The organism is Chitinasiproducens palmae (assembly GCF_900095735.1).
Classification (GTDB): domain Bacteria; phylum Pseudomonadota; class Gammaproteobacteria; order Burkholderiales; family Burkholderiaceae; genus Chitinasiproducens; species Chitinasiproducens palmae.
The window spans coordinates 108,542-129,503 of record NZ_FNLO01000009.1; the positions used below are offsets into that span (position 1 = coordinate 108,542).

The window sequence follows — 20,962 nt, forward strand, 5'->3', positions numbered from 1 at the left end:
TCTGCCGCGACCGCCGGCTGAAGGAAACGCAAAAGGCCCGCTTCGTTCAGGACGAAGCGGGCCTTTTGTCTTGTGCGTTCCAACGCGCGCTGGCGCGCGGTCGACTCAGTGCGCAGTCTTCTCCGCACCGGTAATGCCGTCGATGCCGCCGTCCATGCCGTGATGGCGCAGCAATGCGTCGATACGCGGCGGCCGGCCGCGGAACGCGGCAAACGAGGCCATCGCTTGACGGCTACCGCCGACCGACAGGATCTCGCGGCGATAGCGCGCCCCGGTTTCCGCATCGACGATGCCACGGCCTTCGAGTCGCGCCGCCTCCTCGAACGCCTCGTAGGCATCGGCGGACAGCACCTCGGCCCACTTGTAGCTGTAGTAACCGGCCGCGTAGCCACCGGCGAAGATGTGGCTGAAGCTGTTCGGCCAGCGCGAGAACGACGCCTGCGGCACGACATGATAGCGATCGTTCAATTCGCGCGCGAAGGCGATGATCGCGCCGGTGTCGGCGGACGAGAAATCCATGTGCAGCCGCATGTCGAACAGCGAAAACACGATCTGCCGCAGCGTGCCCAGGCCGCTCTGGAAATTCTTGGCGGCCAGCATCTTGTCGAACAGCGCGCGCGGCAGCGATTCGCCGGTATCGACGTGCGCGCTCATTGCGGCCACCACGTCCCACTCCCAGCAAAAGTTCTCCATGAACTGCGACGGCAGCTCGACGGCGTCCCATTCGACGCCGTTGATGCCCGACACGCTCAACTCGTCCACCTGCGTGAGCATGTGGTGCAGCCCGTGGCCGAACTCGTGGAACAGCGTGATCACTTCATCATGCGTGAACAGCGCCGGCTTGCCGCCGACCGGCGGCGAAAAATTGCACACCAGGTAGGCGACCGGCGTCTGCACCGTGCCGTCCGCGTGTCGACGGCGGCCCCGCGCGTCGTCCATCCAAGCGCCGCCGCGCTTGCCTTCCCGTGCATACGGATCGAGGTAGAACTGGGCGATGGTCCGACCGCCTGATACAACCTTGAAGAAGCGCACGTCGGGATGCCAGACGCTGGCCTCGTCGCGCTCGATCGTCACGTCGAACAGCCGGCTGACCAGGCCGAACAGGCCGTCGAGCACCTTCTGCTCAGGGAAGTACTGCTTGACCTCGTTTTCAGAGAACGCGTACCGCCGCTCGCGCAGCTTTTCGGCGGCGAACGACACGTCCCACGGGGCCATCGTCGCCATGCCCAGCGCTTCGCTGGCGAACTGTTGCAGCTCCGCCCAGTCGCGTTCGGCGAACGGACGCGCGCGCTTGGCCAGATCCTCCAGGAAGCTGACGACCTGCGCCGGCGATTCGGCCATCTTGGTGGCGAGCGAGACCTCGGCGAAGCTCGCATAGCCGAGCATCGTCGCTTCTTCGCGCCGCAGCCGAAGCTGGTCGAGCATGACCTGGCTGTTGTCCCAATCCGCCTTGCCCTGCGCGTAGGCCGGGCCGAGTTCGGAGGCGCGCGCGACATAGGCGCGATACATCGTCTCGCGCAGTGGCCGGTGCGCGGCGTACTGCATCACCGGAAAATAGGACGGAAACTGCAGCGTGAACTTCCAGCCGTCGCGGCCGGCCTTCTCGGCCGCCTCGCGCGCGGCTGCCTTGGCATCGTCGGGCAGGCCGACCAATTCCGCTTCCTCCTCGACGAAGTGGGCGAAGGCGTTCGTTGCGTCCAGCACGTGATCCGAGAACCGCTTCGCAAGCGCCGCCTGCTCTTCCTGCAGGGTGGCGAAACGCGGCTTCTCGCTGTCGGGCAATTCGGCGCCGGAGAGGCGAAAATCGCGCAGCGCGTCGTCCAGAATCTTGCGGCGCGTCGCATCGAGCGGTGCGCCGGACGCGGCGATCGCCTTGTACTTCTCGTAGAGCGCCAGATTCTGGCCGACGCTGGCGAAGAATTCCGTGACGCGCGGCAGGTTCTCCGCGTGTGCGGCGCGCAGTTCAGGCGTGTCGGCAACGGAACTCAGGTGGCCGACGATGCCCCAGGCCCGGCCCAGCGGCTCGGTGGCCGCCTCGAGATGCGCGACCACCGCGTCCCAGCCGGCCGGCGTCTCAGGCGCCGCGGCCCGCGCCACGGCGTCGCGCGCGCGTTCGAGCAGGACGTCGAGCGCAGGGCTGACATGCTCGGGCCGCACGTCGGCGAAGCGGGGCAGGTCGGAGAAGTCCAGCAGCGGATTGGTGGCTGTCATCGTATTCCTTTCAGTTGTGCGAAAACCCGGCGACTGCATCGGCGAGATGCGTTGGCGAGATGCGTTGGCGAAAGGCATCGGCTATGCACATCGACCACACGCATCGACCACACGCATCGACCACACGCATCGACAACACGCATCGAAGCGGCCGCCGGTCACGCCGGCACGCGGTCCGCGAAGCCCGGCGCGCTCGCCATCGAGGTCCGCACCGCCAGCGCGCGAGGCCAGCACTTGACGCTTGCGGACACGCCGAGCCGGCGCGTCAGGCCTGCGGCGACGGGCGTTTGCGTTCGGCGGCTTCCAGCGTGTTGACCAGCAGCATCGTGATCGTCATCGGTCCGACGCCGCCCGGCACCGGAGTCGCCGCCGATGCAACGTTGACCACGCTGTCGAAATCCACGTCGCCACACAGCTTGCCGTTCTCGTCGCGATTGATGCCAACGTCGATCACGACCGCACCCGGTTTCAGCATCTCGCCCTTGAGCATCTTCGCCCGGCCAACGGCGGCGACCACGATGTCCGCGCGCTGCGTGTGTGCGATCAGATCGCGGGTCTTGCTATGGCAGATGGTGACGGTTGCGCCGGCTTCAAGCAGCAGCAGCGCCATCGGCTTGCCGACGATGTTCGAGCGCCCGATCACCACTGCCTCGGCGCCGGCCAGCGGCACCCGGTACGCTTCCAGCAGCTTCATCACGCCATACGGCGTGCACGGACGAAACAGCGGCTTGCCGGTCATCAACGCGCCCGCGTTGGCGACATGGAAGCCGTCGACATCCTTGTCCGGCGCGATCGCTTCGAGGACCTTGTGGCTGTCGATGTGAGCGGGCAGGGGTAACTGCACGAGGATGCCGTCGATGCGGGCATCGGTGTTCAGTTCAGCAATGCGCGCGAGCAGCGCGTCTTCGGTGACGTCCGCAGGCAGCCGATCGAGCAGCGAAAACAGGCCATTCTCCTCGCAGGCCTTGACCTTGTTTCGCACATAGACCTGACTGGCCGGATCGTCGCCGACGAGGACCACCGCGAGGCCGGGCTGGTGGCCGGCGGCGGCGAGAAGGGCGGCGCGGCGCGCCACGTCGGCGCGCAATTGTTGGGCGACGGCTTTGCCGTCAATCGTTTGGGCAGTCATGGCAGGCGCAATCTGGATCAAGCGGAGCCGCGATTATATGCTCTCGCGGGCCTGCCTCCGGAGCGACCCTCCAGCGTGACGAGGCTGCCGCTCGCTGGTGACGACTTCAAGGTGCGCCGCACACCGCGCCGACCCAGGACGGTCGCGCGAGCCTGGTCCGGGTTCGCAGGCATTTCTCCGACGCTGTCGCGCTGACCATTGCCCCATTGCCCCTTCGCCTCATTGCCCCATTGCCCCTTTGCCCCTTTGCCCCATTGGCAGCCGGGCGTCGACCTGCTGCGACGGGCGTGCAGGCACCTTCGGCGGCAGCCGCGTGGCTCGCGCCCCGCGGGCGTGCGCGGTTGCACACGGCGGTAACGAACGGGCAGCAATGACGGCCATGGCGGCGCCGGGGCCGGGGCAACGGCGTACCCGCGACCCGATGCGGACGGTTCTCGGCAAGTCCCTTCAGCGCACGGCCCTGCGTGGGCGGCACCTGCGTGCGCAAACCCTCCTTGCGCAAAGCATCAGGACCTGCATGCAGGAACGCGGACGGCACCGCGTGGTGGCGCCAGCGCGCGCGGGCCCGGTGTCTTGCCTGCTCGGACGCATGCGAGGTGTCATCGTCGCGACCGCGACGGGTCGTGACGCGCCAGGGTCGCGAGATCGTGCCGTCAGCGGTTCGTCGCGCCCCGCGAAACACCGAATCCGGCCGCGCTACTTCCCGGACAGCGCCAGGCGCAGCAGGTCGGCGACCGTATTGACCTCGAGCTTCTCCATGATGTTCGCGCGGTGCGCTTCCACCGTCTTGATGCTGATGCCCAGGTCGTCGGCGATCTGCTTGTTCAGGCGGCCGGCGATGATGCGTTCCAGCACCTGTTTCTCGCGCGCCGTCAGCTTGGCCAGGCGTTCCTGGGCCTCGCGCTGCTGTTCCACCGCGCTGCTCTCGCTGCGCGCCATGGCCAGCATCTTCTCGACCAGCGCACGCAGTTCGGCCTCGTCGAACGGCTTTTCGATGAAGTCCTTCGCGCCTTTCTTGAGCGTGGAGACGGCCATCGGCACGTCGCCATGGCCGGTCACGAAGATGATCGGCAGCGCCGAGTTCGCGGCAATCAGCCGCTCCTGCAGTTCCAGGCCGCTCATGCCCTGCATCCGCACGTCGAGGATCAGACAGCCGATCTGGTTCGGCTGATAGCCCTCCAGAAAGGCTTCGGCGCTGGCAAAGCATTCGACGCGATAGCCGTTGGCCTCGAGCAACCAACGCAAGGAATCCCTGACCGCCTCATCGTCGTCCACGACGAAGACCGTTTCGTGTTGGCCTGGCTGGCTGCTCATGGCGTCCCCCTGTGACTGTTGTTAGGAATCGTAGCGTGCCGACGGCGCTTCGCCTATCGGCAAGGTGAAATGAAACTCGCAGCCGAGCACCTGGCCGGCCGCGTCCTGCCTGTTTTCGGCCCACAAACGGCCGCGATGCGACTCGATGATGGAGCGGCAGATGTTCAGGCCCATCCCCATCCCGTCCCGCTTCGTGCTGAAGAAGGGTTCGAACAGCTGCTCGGCATGCGCCGGGTCGATGCCCGGGCCGGTGTCCCGCACTGTCACACAGATCATCTCGTCCTCGCGCGAGGCGCAGACGTGTATCGTGCTCCGTTCGGGATCGTTCTGCCGTGGGGCGCCGTACATCGCTTCCGCCGCGTTCTTGATCAGATTGACCAGCACCTGTTCGATCAGCACCGGGTCGACCGACACCGCCGGCAGCGGGCTGCCGGCGTCGATCGCCACGCGCATGCCGAGGCGGCGCACTTCGATCTCGGCCAGCCCGACCGCGTCCGCGACGATATCGTGCACGTCGGCCGGCTCGCGCTTGGGCTCGCTGCGCTTCACGAACGCGCGTATCCGCTTGATGATCATGCCGGCGCGCAGCGCTTGCTGCGCGGTCTTGTCGAGCGCCTGCAGCAGCGTCGCATCCGAACCCCGGCCGGACTTGACGAGCGCGGCCGCACCCGAACAGTAGTTGCTGATCGCGGCCAGTGGTTGGTTCAACTCGTGAGCCAGCGACGAGGCCATCTCGCCCATCGTGGTCAGCCGGCTGGTGAACTGCAGCTTCTCTTCCTGCTGACGGGCCAGTTCCTGCGCCTGCTTGCGCGCCGTGATATCGGTGGCAATCTGCATCTGCGCGACATGCCCGTCGACCCACTGAATGTATTGCCGGCGCACCTCGAACCACTTGGCCGCGCGTTCGACGTACACCTCGATGGTGTCGGCGCTGCTGTCGGTCAGCGCGCTGGCCGGCAGTCCCGCATAGGTGTCGACCAGGTCGATCGAATCGTTCGAGACCTGCGTCATGTCGAAGCCGGTGCCGGCCAGCGCCAGGTGGCCGTCGGCGCGCACGCCGAACAGGTTGCGGTAGTAGCGATTTGCGAACAGCAACTCCGCCTCGTTGGCCGCGAGCACCGACACGGCGGCATCCAGGCTTTCGAGTACGGTCGTGAAACGCTCGTGCGCGGCCGACAGCTCCTCGCGCACCCGGCGCGGCTCGCTGATGTCGGTCATCGAGCCCATCCAGCCGGTCTGCTTGCCGCTTGCGTCGATCAGCGGCGAGATGTACATGCGGGCGTGGAAGATCGAGCCGTCCTTGCGCCGCACCCGCATCTCGAAGCCGCTGGCCGGCACCTTGCCGCGCAGCGTCATGTCGTATTGGCGCGCCATCTCCGCGTAGGAGTCCGGCGGCCAATAGGCGAACGGCGCAACCTGGCCGACCAGATCGCTTTCGTCCCACCCGGTCATCCGACAGAACGCGGGATTGACGTGGGTGATGCGCCCGGTCAGGTCCAGTACGCGCATGCCGAGCGAGACCGAGTTCTCCATCGCGCGCCGGAACGAAGCCTCCTCGAAGAGGGCCTGCTGAACCGCCGCCCGTTGTCGGGTGAACTTCCAGAGGCTGAGCAGGCTCCACAGCACCAGGCAGGAGAGACCGGCGACCAGCCACACCAGCGTATTGTTCGTGAGGTTGCCGATGCGTGGGTAGGTATACACCCGCACGGACAGGCCGTTGCCGGGCGGTTGCAGGCGCAACTGCGAGAACGCGTCGCGCGGCAGGCGCGGGCGGGTCGAGGACGTGCTCAGTTCGCGCCCGTCCTCGGCCACCAGCGAGATCTTGAACTTGGAGGTCAGCTCGCTGGGCAGTTGGTGCGCGAGCATCGCGTCGATCGAGAGCAGCATCGCGATCGAGCCGATCTGCCGACGGGCGCGGACCACCGGCGTCTGCAGCGTCATGTACGCCTTGCCAGCCGCATCGAAGAGCAACGGGGAATAGTGCTGCGACGCCGGCCCGCCGGCACCCGCGCGCAGCATGGTCTGCCATTGCGGCAGGTTGGCGGGGATCGTCGGCAGGCCGGCATCGCCGCTTTGCGATGCCGATCGCGCCTGGCTAGCCGGCACTGGCGCGCTCGCCGGCCGGGTGCCGGACGCCGTCCCTTCGGTGGCCTGTTCAGCTTCCGAGCGCACCGACGCGGTCATGCTGCGACCGTCAGTGTCGAGCCAATCGACCAATACGACTTCGGGATGGTGGCGATGGGCTTGCGCCAACGCGGCGCCGATCTGTGGACTGCCGGCGGCGGCCGCGCGGGCCAGTGCGGCGCCTTGATCCTGCACGTCGCCAAGTGCGACGCGGATTTGCTGCTGGGCCCAGGCCGCATTGCGGTAGAGCGTGTCCTGCTGATATTGCTGCTCGCGCCGGTTCAGGCTCCACACGATCGCGGTGATCACCATCACAAAGATCAGGATCGAGATCAGCGGTGCCAACAGCGACGCGTTGGACGTCATCCGGCGTGGCAGGCGGTACCCGCCCGCGGCGAGCGCCGTCGCGTCGTAGGGTTTGTCCCGTCGCGAAAAGAGCGCGGATAACCTATGTGTCAGCATGGGCGGATTGTAGCGCACCCCAACCCCGCCTCGACCGGTGGTGGCGGGGCGTTGGAAGCCGGCCAGCACAGGCTGGGACGGGCGACGAGGCGCGAAAAATGCGCGGAAAGGGGACGACGCAACTTGTTGCGCAGCAACAAAATTTCGTATTGCAAAATCGAATCTCGTCATCCGAGAATTTGCTTGCTAACGGTTGGAGCGGGTCTTTACAATCGCCCCGTCCGGCGCCGCTTGCGGCAGACCGGCCATCATTTGAGAGGAGACATCCATGTCAGCGGTCCCCGGGGAAGTCATCAAATACGTCGCAAGCGAGCACGACGACGACCAGCAGGAAACGCGCGAGTGGCTCGAAGCGCTTGAAGGCGTGCTGGCGGCCGAAGGCCCGGACCGCGCGCACTTCCTGATCGAGAAGCTCATCGAGTTCGCCCGCGTGCACGGCGAGCACCTGCCGTTCTCGGCGAATACGCCATACATCAATACGATTCCGCTGGCGCAGCAGGCGAACATCCCCGGCGACCAGGACCTCGAACATCGGATCCGCTCGTACACGCGCTGGAATGCGCTCGCGATGGTCCTGCGCGCTGGCAAGCACACCAACGTGGGCGGCCACATCGCATCGTTCGCCTCCGCGGCCACGCTGTATGACGTGGGCTTCAACCATTTCTGGCACGCGCCGTCGGCCGAGCACGGCGGCGACCTCGTCTTCTTCCAGGGCCACTCGTCGCCCGGCATGTACTCGCGCGCCTTCCTGATCGGTCGGCTGAGCGAGGAGCAACTCGACAATTTCCGCCAGGAAGTGGGCGGCAAGGGCATTTCGTCCTACCCGCACCCCTGGCTGATGCCCGATTTCTGGCAGTTCCCGACGGTGTCGATGGGACTGGGCCCGATCATGGCCATCTACCAGGCCCGCTTCATGAAGTACATGCAAGCGCGCGGCATCGCTCAGACCGACGGCCGCAAGGTATGGGCGTTCCTCGGCGACGGCGAGACGGACGAGCCGGAGTCGCTCGGCGCGATCGGCATGGCCGGCCGCGAGCGCCTGGACAACCTGATCTTCGTCGTCAACTGCAATCTGCAGCGTCTCGACGGCCCGGTGCGGGGCAACGGCAAGATCATCCAGGAACTCGAATCGGAGTTCCGCGGCGCCGGCTGGAACGTCATCAAGGTCGTGTGGGGCAGCCGTTGGGATGCCCTGTTCGCGCGCGACAAGAGCGGCGCGCTGATGCGCCGGATGATGGAAGCGGTCGACGGCGAATACCAGACGTACAAGTCGGAGAGCGGCGCTTTCGTGCGCGAGCACTTCTTCAACACGCCCGAACTCAAGGCGCTGGTGGCGGACTGGTCCGACGACGACATCTGGAACCTGAACCGCGGCGGACACGATCCGCACAAGATCTACGCCGCCTTCGATGCCGCCACCAAGACCCGTGGCCAGCCGACCGTGATCCTCGCGAAGACGATCAAGGGCTACGGCATGGGCGAGTCCGGCCAGGCGATGAACATCACCCACCAGCAGAAGAAGCTGCCGGTGGACGCGCTGAAGAAGTTCCGCGACCAGTTCCGCCTGCCGATCAGCGACGACGCGATCGTCGATGTTCCGTACCTGAAGTTCGACGAAGGTTCGAAGGAACTGACCTATATGCGCGAGCGCCGCGAGGCGCTGGGCGGTTATCTGCCGGCACGTCGGCAGAAGGCGGAGCCGCTCGCCGTGCCGTCGCTCGACGCGTTCGCGCCGGTGACCAAGGGCAGTGGCGAGGGCCGTCAGATTTCCACGACGATGGCTTTCGTGCGAATCCTGAACATCTTGCTGAAGGACAAGCAGCTCGGCCGTCGCATCGTGCCGATCGTGCCGGATGAATCGCGCACCTTCGGCATGGAAGGGCTGTTCCGCCAGATCGGCATCTGGAATCAGGACGGCCAGAAGTACGTGCCGGAAGACAGCGATCAGCTGATGTTCTATCGCGAGTCGAAGGACGGGCAGATCCTGCAGGAGGGCATCAACGAAGCCGGCGGCATGGCCGACTGGATCGCCGCGGCGACGTCGTACTCGACGCACGGCGAACAGATGATCCCGTTCTACATCTTCTATTCGATGTTCGGCTTCCAGCGCATTGGCGACCTCGCCTGGGCCGCCGGCGACATGCGTTCGCGCGGCTTCCTGCTCGGCGCCACGGCGGGCCGCACCACGCTGAACGGCGAAGGGCTACAGCACGAGGACGGCCATTCGCACATGTTCGCGGCCGGCATCCCGAACTGCGTGAGCTACGACCCGGCCTTCGGCCACGAGGTCGCGGTCATCATCCAGGACGGTCTGCGCCGGATGGTGCAGGAGCAGGAAGACGTTTATTACTACATCACGGTAATGAACGAGAACTACGAGCATCCCGCGCTGCCGGAAGGCGCGGAGCGCGACATCGTGAAGGGCATGTATGCGTTCCGCAGCGGCGCCAAGGGCAAGGCGAACACGCCGCGCGTGCAGCTGCTCGGCTCGGGCACGATCTTCAACGAAGTCATCGCCGCGGCCTCGCTGCTGCACGATGACTGGGGCGTCGAAGCCGACCTGTGGAGCTGCCCGAGCTTCACCGAACTGGCGCGTGACGGTCACGACGTCGAGCGCTGGAACATGCTCCACCCGACCGACACGCCGCGCGTCTCGCACGTCGCCGGCAAGCTCGACGGCACGCAAGGTCCGGTGATCGCCGCAACCGACTACGTACGGGCGTTCGCCGAGCAAATCCGCGCCTTCGTGCCGCGCCGCTACGTTGTGCTGGGCACGGACGGCTACGGTCGCTCGGATACTCGCGAAGCGCTGCGCCACTTCTTCGAGGTCGATCGTTACTGGATCACGGTGGCGGCCCTCAAGGCGCTGGCCGACGAAGGCAAGCTCGATCGCAAGAAGGTGGGCGAGGCGCTGGCGAAATACAAGCTCGACGGCGACAAGCCGAACCCGATGACCGTATAAGGCGCGTGCGCGCCGTACGCCTCGCGTCCGCCGACTGCTGCGCAGCGGCGGCGCGTTGCGTCATGGAGATCTCCAAAAAATGAGTCAAACGATCGAAGTCAAGGTTCCGGACATCGGCGATTATCACGACGTGCCGGTCATCGAGGTGTTCGTCAAGGTCGGTGACACCATCGAAGCCGAACAGTCGCTGGTCAGTCTGGAATCGGACAAGGCAGCGATGGACGTGCCGAGCCCGAAGGGCGGCGTGGTCAAGGCGCTGCGCGTGCAGCCGGGCGACAAGGTATCGGAAGGCAGCGTGCTGTTGGAGCTGGAAGAGGCGGGTGGCGCGCAAGCGGCCGGCGGCCAGGCCTCGGCGGCTGCCGGTCAGCAGGCGAGCAAACAGCAGGCGGACAAAGAGCAAGCACAGCAGGTCCAGCAAGCGGCCGCGGAGCCGAACATCGCGGAACGCGCCGACGCGGGCGCGCCGGCACCGCAAGCGGGCGGCACGATCGAAGTGAAGGTGCCTGACATCGGCGACTACAAGGACGTTCCGGTCATCGAAGTCACCGTGAAGGAAGGCGACACGGTCGAGAAGGAGCAGGCGCTGCTCACGCTCGAAACGGACAAGGCGACGATGGACGTGCCGAGTCCGGCGGCTGGCGTGGTCAAGTCGGTCGCGCTCAAGGTCGGTGACAAGGTGGCCGAGGGCACCTTGATTCTGACGCTCGAGTCGGCCGCGGCGCCGGCACCGGCCGAGAGCAAGCCGGCCGCGCCGACGCAGGCCGGCAGCAAGCCCGCAGCACCGGCGCGCGAAGCTTCGCCGGATGCGCCCGCGGCACCGGCACCGCAGGCCGCCGCGGCGAACCCGTTGGCGCAGGCGCCGGTGATCGAAGCCGGCGTGGGCGGCGCCGGTCGCAAGGCAAGTCACGCCAGCCCTTCGGTGCGCAAGTTCGCGCGCGAGCTCGGCGTGGACGTGTCGCGCCTGAGCGGTACGGGCCCCAAGGGACGCATCACGCAGGACGACGTGCGCGCCTACGTCAAGCAGGCACTGCAGGGCGGCGTGGCAGCACCCAACGCGGCGCCGGCTGCCGGGGCGGGCGGTCTCGATCTGCTGCCCTGGCCGAAGGTCGACTTCAACAAGTTCGGTCCGAACGAGGCGAAGCCGCTGTCGCGCATCAAGAAGATCTCCGGTGCCAATCTGCACCGCAACTGGGTGATGATCCCGCACGTCACGAACAATGACGAAGCGGACATCACCGAGCTCGAAGCGTTGCGCGTGACGCTGAACAAGGAAAACGAGAAGAGCGGCGTCAAGGTGACGATGCTCGCGTTCCTGATCAAGGCGTGCGTCGCGGCGCTCAAGAAATTTCCGACGTTCAACACGAGTCTCGATGGCGACAATCTCGTCTTCAAGCAATATTTCCATATCGGCTTTGCCGCCGATACGCCCAACGGCCTGGTCGTGCCGGTGGTTCGCGACGCGGACAAGAAGGGCGTGATGGAGATCGCGAAGGAGACGTCGGATCTCGCCAAGCTGGCGCGCGACGGCAAGCTCAAGCCCGACCAGATGCAGGGCGGCTGCTTCTCGATCTCGTCGCTTGGCGGCATCGGCGGCACGACGTTCACGCCGATCATCAATGCGCCGGAAGTCGCGATCCTTGGTGTCTGCCGCAGCGCGCAACGGCCGGTCTGGGACGGCAAGCAGTTCGTGCCGCGCCTGATGTTGCCGCTCTCGCTGTCGTACGACCACCGGGTGATCGACGGCGCCGAAGCCGCGCGTTTCAATGCCTACCTCGGTCAGATCCTGGCGGACTTCCGCCGGGTGATGCTTTGATCGCCGCGGAGACGATGCGATGAGTGTTATCGAAATCAAGATTCCAGACATCGGCGACTTTCACGATGTGCCGGTCATCGAGGTGTCGTTCGCGGCCGGCGACGCGATCGAGAAGGAGCAGCCGTTGCTCACGCTCGAATCGGACAAGGCCTCGATCGAAGTGCCGAGCGATGTTGCCGGCACGGTGAAGGAGGTGCGCGTCAAGGCGGGCGATCGCGTGTCGCAGGGCACGGTCATTGCCGTGGTCGAGACGGCCGATGCGGGTGCGCAAGCGAAGGACGGCGGTGCGGCCGAGACCGGCGCGGGCGCCGCGCAGGAGAAGCCCGCCGCCTCCCAGGCGCCGGCCGCCCCGCAGGTCACGACCGGCTCGACGGACAAGCGCGGTACGAGCGCGCCGGTGGCTGCGCCGGCGCCGCAGGCCGGCAAGTTCGACGGCAAGGCTGACGTCGAATGCGAGATGCTGGTGTTGGGTGCCGGTCCCGGGGGCTATTCCGCGGCGTTCCGAAGCGCCGATCTGGGCATGTCGACGGTGCTCGTCGAACGCTATGCGTCGCTCGGCGGTGTCTGCCTGAATGTCGGCTGCATCCCGTCGAAGGCGTTGCTGCACACGGTGCAGATCGTCGACGAGGCACGCAATCTGGCTGCGCACGGGCTCAGCTTCGGTGAACCCAAGATCGACCTCGACAAGCTGCGCGACTACAAGTCGTCGGTAGTGGCGAAGCTGACCGGCGGTCTGGCCGGCATGGCGAAGATGCGCAAGGTCAAGGTGCTCACCGGCGTCGGCACGTTCCTCGACCCGCACCATCTCGAAGTCGTCGCGGACGGTTCGCGCCAGGTCGTGCGTTTCGAGAAAGCCGTGATTGCCGCGGGTTCCCAAGCCGTCAAGCTGCCGTTCATGCCCGAGGATCCGCGCGTCGTGGATTCCACCGGTGCGCTGGAGCTGCGGCAGTTGCCGAAGAAGATGCTGGTCATCGGCGGCGGCATCATCGGGCTCGAGATGGCGACCGTCTATTCTTCGCTCGGCGCGGAAATCGACGTGGTGGAGATGATGGACGGCCTGATGATGGGTGCCGACCGCGATCTCGTCAAAGTCTGGCAGAAGTTCAACGCGAAGCGTTTCGCGCGTGTCATGCTGAAGACCAAGACCGTATCGGCGGAAGCGCGTGACGATGGCATCTACGTCGGCTTCGAGGGCGAGGGTGCGCCGCCCGAGCCGCAACGCTACGATCTGGTGCTGGTGGCGGTCGGCCGTTCGCCGAATGGCAAGAAGATCGGCGCGGAGCAGGCAGGCGTGGCGGTCGGCGAGCGCGGCTTCATCACCGTCGACAAGCAGCAGCGCACCAATGTGTCGCACATCTTCGCGATCGGCGACCTCGTCGGTCAGCCGATGCTCGCGCACAAGGCTGTCCACGAGGGCCATGTAGCGGCCGAAGCCGCGCACGGCGAAAAGGCCTACTTCGATGCGATCCAGATTCCTTCCGTCGCGTATACCGACCCGGAGGTGGCCTGGGCCGGCAAGACCGAAGACCAACTGAAGGCCGAGGGCGCAAAGTACGGTCGGGCTGTATTCCCGTGGGCTGCCTCGGGCCGGGCGATCGCCAACGGTCGCGACGAAGGCTTCACTAAGCTGCTGTTCGACGAGGAGACCCATCGCGTGATCGGTGGCGGCATCGTCGGCACCGGCGCGGGCGATCTGATCAGCGAAGTGTGCCTCGCGATCGAGATGGGCGCGGACGCCACCGATATCGGACGCACGATCCATCCGCATCCGACCTTGGGCGAGTCGGTCGGCATGGCGGCCGAACTCTACGAAGGTGTCTGCACCGACCTTCCGCCCGCCAAGAAGTAAGCGAATGCCCGCCGTGGTCCGCGCCACCGCGCGAACCACGCTAGCATTCGACTGACGCCGCCGGCTACAGCCGGCGGCGTTTCCTTTTGAGCATCAGGCGGGGACGGCATCTTCTTACGTCATGCGTCGGTCCGGCCGCAGCGCTAGGAACTGCGCCTGTCGGGTCACGGCAAGCGCGAACCGCGATGCGGGTCGGTGCCTTGCGCGAACGACGCATCGGCGGACGTTTCACGTCGCGACGGATGAAACGGACAGCGATTGGCTCGGACCTGTCCGGGGACAGCGGCTTCATTGCGCCGCAGCGATGGATCGATTGCACTGCACTTGGCATCAGGCGATGCACCGCGCTCGTTCGAGCTCGACGTGCTGGCTTGGGCCCGACTGCCGTGTTGCAACGGCCTTGTTCCGACTGCCGCGATGAACCGCCGATGCCGTTCTCCTCGGTTAAGGGCCCCATCGCAACGGCATCGTCAAACGCTGGCCGGGCCGGGAAGCGGTGCGTTGATCCAGGGCCAGCGGCTTGGCCGACCGTAGGAACGGCTGTACTGGAATGGTCGCGACGGTATCGAGGCCGCAGGCACTGCAGATGGGTAGCAGATCGCGATCGAGGCGATGCAAGCTCCGTCACATTGACGATGTCAGCGCTGTTCTCAATGGGGCATCCGAACCGCTACTGCACATCGTCGCGTGGCAAGCGAGGCTCGGTGCGCTCGGATGCCGCGTTTTCGTCGCGGCGGAGCCGTCGGGCGCTTCGCGAAGGCGCGCGAATGCACACGGAGAGTTGCGATCACTGGACGGCCCGGCCGTGCGGACCTAGATCGGCAGATATCGAGCGAAGCGCGTACGGTTCGGCTTGGCGAAGGACGAGCATTACCGCTACGGCGATCTGGCTCGGCAAGCGACGATGGGGAACGGGAAGCCATCCGCAGGGAAGATGCGCGCAACGGCGGCGTCATGGCGGCCGAGGACACGACAGGATCACTGCGCCGCGATCGGGTAGTCGACTGAAACGTAGACAGATATCGCCGGACGGGCTCGGCGGCTGGCCAGCGAGGCGGCGGGGGCAGCGCGGGTCGGGCAGTCCGGCACGCTAGCGTACTGACGTTGCCAAGCTGCGGGTGATTCCGGCGGCAGCAGCCGGGCAAGCAGGCGCGGCGCAGGGGCGCGCGCGCCTGGGTCGGCTTACTTGGTGGCGGCCGACGGCTGGGCGGCGGCTTGGGCGCGCGCCACGTCTGCTGCGGTCTTCGACGCCGCCTGGCTGGCGGCCTGACCGGCAGCCTGCGTAGCGGCCGTCGACGCCGCGTTGAAGTTGCTTTCCGCCAGTTGGATCGCTTGCTTGCTCGCCTTCTGGATCGTTTCGTACGTCGTGTTGGCAGTCGTCACCGCGGCCTTCACGGCCGCCACGGCCGTTTCCGAGCCGGCCGGCGCGTTGCGAGCCAGGTTCTCGACAGCGGCCTGCACGCGCTGCGTGTACTGCTGCACTTGCTCTTCCGACAGACGTGCCAGATCGGCGTTGGTCGACGAGAGGATCTCGTACAGGCTGCGGCTGTAGTTCAGCGTCTTTTCGGCCAGCGGCTGAACGATCGATGCCTGCAGCGCGAGCAGTTCCTGTGCGTCCTTGACGCCAGCGGCCTTGCCGGCAGCCTCACGCGAGTCGCTCAGCGACGCGCGCAACGCTTCGATATTCAGTTCCATCATCTTTTCGACACCTTCGAACGCCTTGCTGGTCAGGCCGAAAAGGGTGTCGAGCTGGGCGCGCTGGGCGGCCGCAAGCTGTTCCGGATTGAAAACGCTCATTCTAGGCTCCTGTCTGGCGGTTGGCGCCGAGTCTCAAGCGGCACCAAAGACGCAGTTTGCAAGCTGGGCCACACCTGCGCGTGGCGGAAACCATGCACGGCATGGCAGTCGGCAGCAGCAACGCCCCGCGCGAACCCTGCTCGGCGGATCGGGGCAGCGCGCAAGCGCGTCGGGAGCCCGTCCGCAAACCGTTTTCGCCGTTTGTTGCAATGCAGCATTGCACCATTCTAGACGTTGACTGTTGCAAGTCAAGCTTCATTGCAAACGCAACGGTACAATGCGCGCGCTGCGTTCCGATCTGCATGCTTTCCCGTACGGGAAACCGCCGATGTGCGTCTAAAACCACGCAATCCAGTCCCCAGCGGACAATTGCCGTTGCAACGCTTGCGCTACTTTGAGATATGATCTCAATACCGTCGCGTAAGTGAGTGATTGCACTCGTTTATCGCTCCTGCCGACGCCCCGACGCGTGCCGACCCATCGCCGCCAGAATTCTTTTCACGCCGCCGCATGAATCGTCTCCTTTCTTTCCCCCTCGGCAGCGCGGCGAACGCCGCGCGCCGCGCTGCGCTCTCCCTGACCCTGTTCGCCACTGCCGCCGCGCTTTGCGGCGCGGGCCCGGCGCAGGCCGCCGGCAAGCAGAGCGCTGCGAAAGCGCGCGCCGTCGCCAAGGCCTCGAGCCCGAAGACGGCGGCCAAGCCAGCCGGCAAGGCCGGCGTGAAGGCCGCCAGGCTGGTGGTGCGCGCCGAGCCGCGTGGCAAGCAGTCGCTTGCCGCCAAGCGCGGCGCCGAAGCCACCACGCGACTGGTTGCCGCTCGCGGCCGTGTCCATGGCGCGCTTCACGCAGGACGCGCAAGCGCCCGCCGCGTGGCGTTTGCGCCGACGCGCGTGCCGCAGCAGGCCTTCGGTCTCAACGAGAACGAGCCGCTATCGTTGCGCTCGTCCGTTGCGTACGTGATCGATCAGAACAGCAATCAGGCGCTGATCGACAAGAACAGCCGCGCGATCGTGCCGATCGCCTCGATCAGCAAGCTGATGACGGCGATCGTTGTGCTTGACGCAAAGATGCCGCTCGAGGACACGATGATCGTGACCGACGAGGACCGCGACTACGAAAAGGGCACCGGATCGCGCCTGGCAGTCGGTTCGCGGCTGTCGCGTGCCGACATGTTGCACATCGCCCTGATGTCGTCCGAGAATCGCGCAGCGGCAGCGCTCAGTCGCTACTTTCCGGGCGGACGTCCGGCGTTCATCGCCGCGATGAACCAGAAGGCACGCGAACTCGGCATGATGGACACGCATTTCGAGAATTCGACGGGCCTGTCGAGCCAGAATGTGTCGAGTGCGCGCGATCTGGTCAAGCTGGTGGAAGCGGCGTACCAGTACCCGCTGATCCGGCAGTTCTCGACCGATACCGCCTATGAAGTGGACACCGGCCGCGCGCATCTGCACTACGGCACGACCAACGCGCTGACGCGGCATGCCGACTGGCAGATCGGCGTCCAGAAAACGGGCTTCATCAACGAAGCAGGCGAATGTCTGGTGATGCAGGCGGTGATCAATCAGCGCCCGGTGGTGATGGTGCTGTTGGATTCCTCCGGCAAATACTCGCGTATCGGCGACGCGCAACGCGTCCGTCAATGGCTTACCACCAACGCCGAAGCGCAGCGCCTGATGAGCGCCGCAATGGTGCCGCACTCGGGAACCTGAGGTTCCCTCGGCCGGCCCATCGGCGCGGCCGTGAGTGACATAGGACGCGACCCAGGCGTGGCGCTGTCTCGCCGTTCGGTCCGGCCGCGCCGGCGCGCCAGCGCGCAGTTTCGAACAGCGCGCTCGGGCGTCTGTGCGCCGTACTTAAGGTTGCACGTGAACAGCGCGGTGTAAAGCGGAGACAGGGCGCTGAAAGGGCGCAAACGGGAGCCGCAAGAGACGCGCTGAGGATGGATCAGATGCGCCCCTGAGCCCGCCTGACAGCGCGTGTGAGAGCCCACCCGGTAGTCCGCCTGGCAGCCCGTGTAACCGTCGCGTGTGACGGGCATCAGCAGCCGCGTTCTGCCGTGCTCACCGGCTGCTCTCGCGCCGTCGCCGCACACTGAGCGGCGGGCCCAGGCACTGCAAATACCGGTGCAGTTGGCTAAGCCGCCTGGCAACAGGCGACCTCGACCCCTGGCGCGGCAGGTCGATCGCGCCGCTCATTATTCAGACGGCGCCCACCGCACTGCCAGCGAGCGTCGGAAGACCGCCGTGGAAACCAAGCGATGTCGAGATCCTGAGCGCGGTATCGCCCAGTTGGCCGAGCCAACTCTCCTGCAGGCGATCCGCTGGCGCGGAGAGCGACAGGCCCGCAACCAGCTTGCCAGCGTCGTCGTAGATGCCGGCGGCCATGCAACGCACGCCGACTTCCAGCTCTTCGTTATCCCGTGCGCACACGTTTTGTCGAACCCAATTCAACTCGCGTTCGAGCTTGGTCAGCTCGGTGATGCTGTTCTTGGTGTGGCCTGCCAGGCCGGTGCGGATTGCGTAGCTGCGTACGCGCGTCGGTTCGTCGGCTGCCAGGAACAGCTTGCCGACCGATGTCAGGTGTAACGGCGCGCGCCCGCCGATTGCCCGTACTACTTGCATGCCGGACCGTTCACTGTACGTCCGTTCGATATAAACGATTTCGTCGCCCTGTCGCACAGACAGGTTGACGGTTTGCCCGGTCGATCGGTGCAGCTCGCGCATTGGGCCGAGCGCCGCCTCGCGAACCGACAGTCGCGCCTTGACCAGGTTGCCGAGCTCGAGCAGACGCATGCCGAGCCGGTAGCTGCCCGGCTCCACTCGATCGACGAGCCTGCAGGCAACCATGTCGTTGAGAATGCGGTGGGCAGTCGACGCGTGCAATTGCGTCTCGCCGGACAAGACTTTCAGGCTGACCGGATCGCTATGTTCGGCCAGCGCATCGAGCAGATGCATCATCCGCTCGATCACCTGAATCGAAGTCTTGCCATCCCTGTCGGAGTCGGCCATCTAGGGAAGGGAGAAAAACAAACAGGCGTTTATCATATCGTGAAACGGCGACGAAACAAAATCGCCGGCCGACAGCGACGCCGCATTGGTTGCGAGCCCGCGCGTCTCCAGTGTTGAACAGCGTGGTCACGGCTTGCGGTCGGCTACGACGACTCGCAGCGGTCCGCGGTGATCCGCAGCGCATGCGACTGTTGCAGAAGGACCCGTATTGCTCGCCTGCCTTTCCGGCAGGTAGCCCGGCGCATGCTGCGACGTGCGCCAACAGGCGCATCCCGAACGCCAGGGTGCAGAACTGCTCGGCGCGCGTCGCTGGCGTCGAAGGAGGCGCGTCGCTTCGCAACGACGCCGCACGCTTACGCGAGCGCGTCGACGCACTCCCTGACGAGCCGAGGGCCGCGATAGATCAAGCCGGTGTAGACCTGGACCAGCGTCGCTCCGGCGGCCAGTTTGGCTCGCGCGTCCGCGCCGCTCATGATGCCGCCGACCCCGATGATCGGTACACTGCCGGCCATTTCCGCGCGCAGCGCGGCGATGACGCGATTCGACGCGGCGAACGCCGGCGCGCCGGAAAGCCCGCCCGCCTCGTCGCCATGCGCGATGCCCTGTACCTGATCTCGGGCCAAGGTAGTGTTGCACGCAATGACGCCGTCGATGCCGTGCCGGCGCACCGATGCCGCGATCGCCTTCACTTGCTCGTCATCGAGGTCGGGCGCGATCTTCAAGGCGAGCGGCACGGCCTTGCCGTGCAGCGCGGCCAGGTCCTGTCGCTTTACGTTGAGCGCATCGAGAAGCCGATCGAGTTCATCCGCACCCTGCAGCTGACGCAGGTTTTTGGTGTTGGGCGAGGAGATGTTGATCGTGACATAGCTGGCGAACGGGTATACCCGCTCCAGGCAGTACAGATAGTCATCGACGGCGCGGTCGATCGGCGTACTGGCATTCTTGCCGATATTCAGGCCCAGAATGCCGCGATAGCGCGCGCTGCTCACGTTCTGGATGAAGCGGTCGACGCCTTGGTTGTTGAAACCCATTCGGTTGATCAGCGCGTTGGCCTCCGGCAACCGGAACATGCGTGGACGCGGATTGCCATCCTGCGCGCGCGGTGTGACGGTGCCGATCTCGATGAAGCCGAAACCGAGCGACGCCAGCCCGTCTATGCACGCGCCGTCCTTATCGAGGCCCGCGGCCAGGCCGACCGCGTTCGGGAACGTCAGCCCCATCGCCGTGACTGGGCGCTGCTGCGCTGGCCGGCTGGCGAGAAGGCGGGCAGCGCCTACCCGACCTAGTGCGGCAAGCGTGCCGAGGGTCAGATGATGCGCCTCTTCGGCGTCGAGCTTGAAGAGAGCGCCGCGCAATGCGGGATAGAGAGCGTCGAGCACGGTCGGATGCGAGCGAAGGCTGAGAGGGTGCCCCCGCGTCAACAAGCGGATCGACGCGACGGGCAGTCCGAGGCACAGGGCAGCCAGCAACATGCCCCAGAGACGGGCTGGCGGCCGAACAGCGCCGGACGGCCGCATTGTACCGAAACGCCGCTACGGGGCACCTCGCCGTCAAGATATCGCCGTCAAGATAGCCGTGAAGATAGCCGTGAAGATAGCCGTGAAGACGTCGCCGTAGCGCTGTCGCCGGAGATTTCGATACGGCCATCGGTCGCGCAGCGGGTCAGCGCTTAACTGGCCAAGCTACCGCTGAGCGCGTATGTCATGGCCGCGACGCGCGGCGGTTTGCGTTCGCGAGACGGGGCTTGTCGACGTATCCGGACGTGGTTCGAATGAGCGAAGCCAGCCCGCCAGCCAGCGATCCGCCGAGCGGCGCGGTGGCCGTACCCGAATCCAGGCTGTCGGTGCAACTCTGCTGTCGGTGCCGCGGATTGACGAAGACAATCTGGCAGCAATTGGGCAGCAATTGGGCAGCAATCGGCCAGCAATCGGCCAGCAACCGGCCAGCAGAAAAGCGGCGACCGCGACCGACAGTTCGCGCAACTTCCGTGGGTCCGAGGCGCTGCGTGGCCCGACGCGTGTTGTCGGTCGATCCGCGCAAGCAAGCGGGAAAGCAAGTCAGCGTCTGCCGGTCACCCGAGGCAGTGGGACACGATCCTGGGTTATCACTGCGGCATCTGGCGTGCGCCAAGCGCTTCGGCGGCGCGCGATGGCAGCGTCGCATGCCGGTCCCATCGTCCGCTCGGTCGAAGCCGTGAGGCGCCTTGCCACGTCGGACGATGCAGCGTCCGTGGCCAATCGCCATTGCAGCACGCTACCGACCGGCACGGGCGATCGCGACCCGCGGTGTTGG

General features: G+C 66.0%; 11 protein-coding genes. 4 read left to right on the forward strand and 7 right to left on the reverse strand.

Annotation, left to right across the window (positions count from 1 at the left end; genetic code table 11):
* Nucleotides 1–105 precede the first annotated feature (105 nt).
* The 4 genes from BLU54_RS15165 to BLU54_RS15180 all read right to left on the reverse strand — a co-directional run bounded on the left by BLU54_RS15165 (nucleotide 106) and on the right by BLU54_RS15180 (nucleotide 7,240).
* On the reverse strand, nucleotides 106–2,211 hold the full coding sequence (locus BLU54_RS15165; RefSeq protein ID WP_091910188.1) for a M3 family metallopeptidase: 2,106 nt from the start codon (nucleotides 2,209–2,211) through the stop codon (nucleotides 106–108).
* A 265-nt stretch (nucleotides 2,212–2,476) separates the two neighbouring features.
* Nucleotides 2,477–3,340, reverse strand: a complete 864-nt coding sequence (gene folD / locus BLU54_RS15170) for a bifunctional methylenetetrahydrofolate dehydrogenase/methenyltetrahydrofolate cyclohydrolase FolD (RefSeq protein WP_091910192.1) — start codon at nucleotides 3,338–3,340, stop codon at nucleotides 2,477–2,479.
* A gap of 696 nt (nucleotides 3,341–4,036) precedes the next feature.
* Entirely contained in the window at nucleotides 4,037–4,654 is a 618-nt protein-coding gene (gene fixJ, locus BLU54_RS15175) for an oxygen response regulator transcription factor FixJ (protein ID WP_091910194.1), read from the reverse strand.
* 21 nt (nucleotides 4,655–4,675) lie between these two features.
* Nucleotides 4,676–7,240 carry a PAS domain-containing sensor histidine kinase gene (locus BLU54_RS15180; protein WP_091910198.1) on the reverse strand — a complete coding sequence of 855 codons (2,565 nt, stop codon included), beginning with the start codon at nucleotides 7,238–7,240 and terminating at the stop codon, nucleotides 4,676–4,678.
* Nucleotides 7,241–7,508: 268 nt separating this feature from the next.
* Between BLU54_RS15180 and aceE the strand changes: the two genes are divergently transcribed.
* The 3 genes from aceE to lpdA all read left to right on the forward strand — a co-directional run bounded on the left by aceE (nucleotide 7,509) and on the right by lpdA (nucleotide 13,864).
* A complete protein-coding gene (gene aceE / locus BLU54_RS15185; RefSeq protein WP_091910201.1) occupies nucleotides 7,509–10,202 on the forward strand; it encodes a pyruvate dehydrogenase (acetyl-transferring), homodimeric type in 2,694 nt (897 codons plus the stop codon).
* A gap of 79 nt (nucleotides 10,203–10,281) precedes the next feature.
* Nucleotides 10,282–12,015 (forward strand): dihydrolipoyllysine-residue acetyltransferase, encoded by a 1,734-nt coding sequence (gene aceF / locus BLU54_RS15190; RefSeq protein WP_091910204.1) that lies wholly within the window; start codon nucleotides 10,282–10,284, stop codon nucleotides 12,013–12,015.
* A 19-nt stretch (nucleotides 12,016–12,034) separates the two neighbouring features.
* Nucleotides 12,035–13,864 carry a dihydrolipoyl dehydrogenase gene (lpdA, locus tag BLU54_RS15195; RefSeq protein ID WP_091910207.1) on the forward strand — a complete coding sequence of 610 codons (1,830 nt, stop codon included), beginning with the start codon at nucleotides 12,035–12,037 and terminating at the stop codon, nucleotides 13,862–13,864.
* 1,182 nt (nucleotides 13,865–15,046) lie between these two features.
* Here the strand turns inward: lpdA and BLU54_RS15205 are convergent.
* Complete coding sequence (locus BLU54_RS15205) at nucleotides 15,047–15,661, reverse strand: phasin family protein (protein ID WP_091910213.1); 615 nt, start codon at nucleotides 15,659–15,661, stop codon at nucleotides 15,047–15,049.
* Nucleotides 15,662–16,171: 510 nt separating this feature from the next.
* On the opposite strand from BLU54_RS15205, the gene pbpG reads away from it, so the two are divergent.
* Nucleotides 16,172–17,371 (forward strand): D-alanyl-D-alanine endopeptidase, encoded by a 1,200-nt coding sequence (gene pbpG / locus BLU54_RS15210; RefSeq protein WP_091910216.1) that lies wholly within the window; start codon nucleotides 16,172–16,174, stop codon nucleotides 17,369–17,371.
* Nucleotides 17,372–17,860: 489 nt separating this feature from the next.
* Here the strand turns inward: pbpG and BLU54_RS15215 are convergent, their stop codons facing one another.
* Nucleotides 17,861–18,670 (reverse strand): IclR family transcriptional regulator, encoded by an 810-nt coding sequence (locus BLU54_RS15215; RefSeq protein ID WP_091910218.1) that lies wholly within the window; start codon nucleotides 18,668–18,670, stop codon nucleotides 17,861–17,863.
* Nucleotides 18,671–19,023: 353 nt separating this feature from the next.
* A complete protein-coding gene (locus BLU54_RS15220; RefSeq protein ID WP_091910549.1) occupies nucleotides 19,024–20,049 on the reverse strand; it encodes a quinone-dependent dihydroorotate dehydrogenase in 1,026 nt (341 codons plus the stop codon).
* Nucleotides 20,050–20,962: the final 913 nt, after the last annotated feature.

Bases quoted from the DNA above. Each gene is read 5' to 3' on its own strand.
- BLU54_RS15165 (WP_091910188.1), bottom strand. From the start codon at position 2,211: ATGACAGCCACCAATCCGCTGCTGGACTTCTCCGACCTGCCCCGCTTC.
- folD (WP_091910192.1), bottom strand. From the start codon at position 3,340: ATGACTGCCCAAACGATTGACGGCAAAGCCGTCGCCCAACAATTGCGC.
- fixJ (WP_091910194.1), bottom strand. From the start codon at position 4,654: ATGAGCAGCCAGCCAGGCCAACACGAAACGGTCTTCGTCGTGGACGAC.
- BLU54_RS15180 (WP_091910198.1), bottom strand. From the start codon at position 7,240: ATGCTGACACATAGGTTATCCGCGCTCTTTTCGCGACGGGACAAACCC.
- aceE (WP_091910201.1), top strand. From the start codon at position 7,509: ATGTCAGCGGTCCCCGGGGAAGTCATCAAATACGTCGCAAGCGAGCAC.
- aceF (WP_091910204.1), top strand. From the start codon at position 10,282: ATGAGTCAAACGATCGAAGTCAAGGTTCCGGACATCGGCGATTATCAC.
- lpdA (WP_091910207.1), top strand. From the start codon at position 12,035: ATGAGTGTTATCGAAATCAAGATTCCAGACATCGGCGACTTTCACGAT.
- BLU54_RS15205 (WP_091910213.1), bottom strand. From the start codon at position 15,661: ATGAGCGTTTTCAATCCGGAACAGCTTGCGGCCGCCCAGCGCGCCCAG.
- pbpG (WP_091910216.1), top strand. From the start codon at position 16,172: ATGAATCGTCTCCTTTCTTTCCCCCTCGGCAGCGCGGCGAACGCCGCG.
- BLU54_RS15215 (WP_091910218.1), bottom strand. From the start codon at position 18,670: ATGGCCGACTCCGACAGGGATGGCAAGACTTCGATTCAGGTGATCGAG.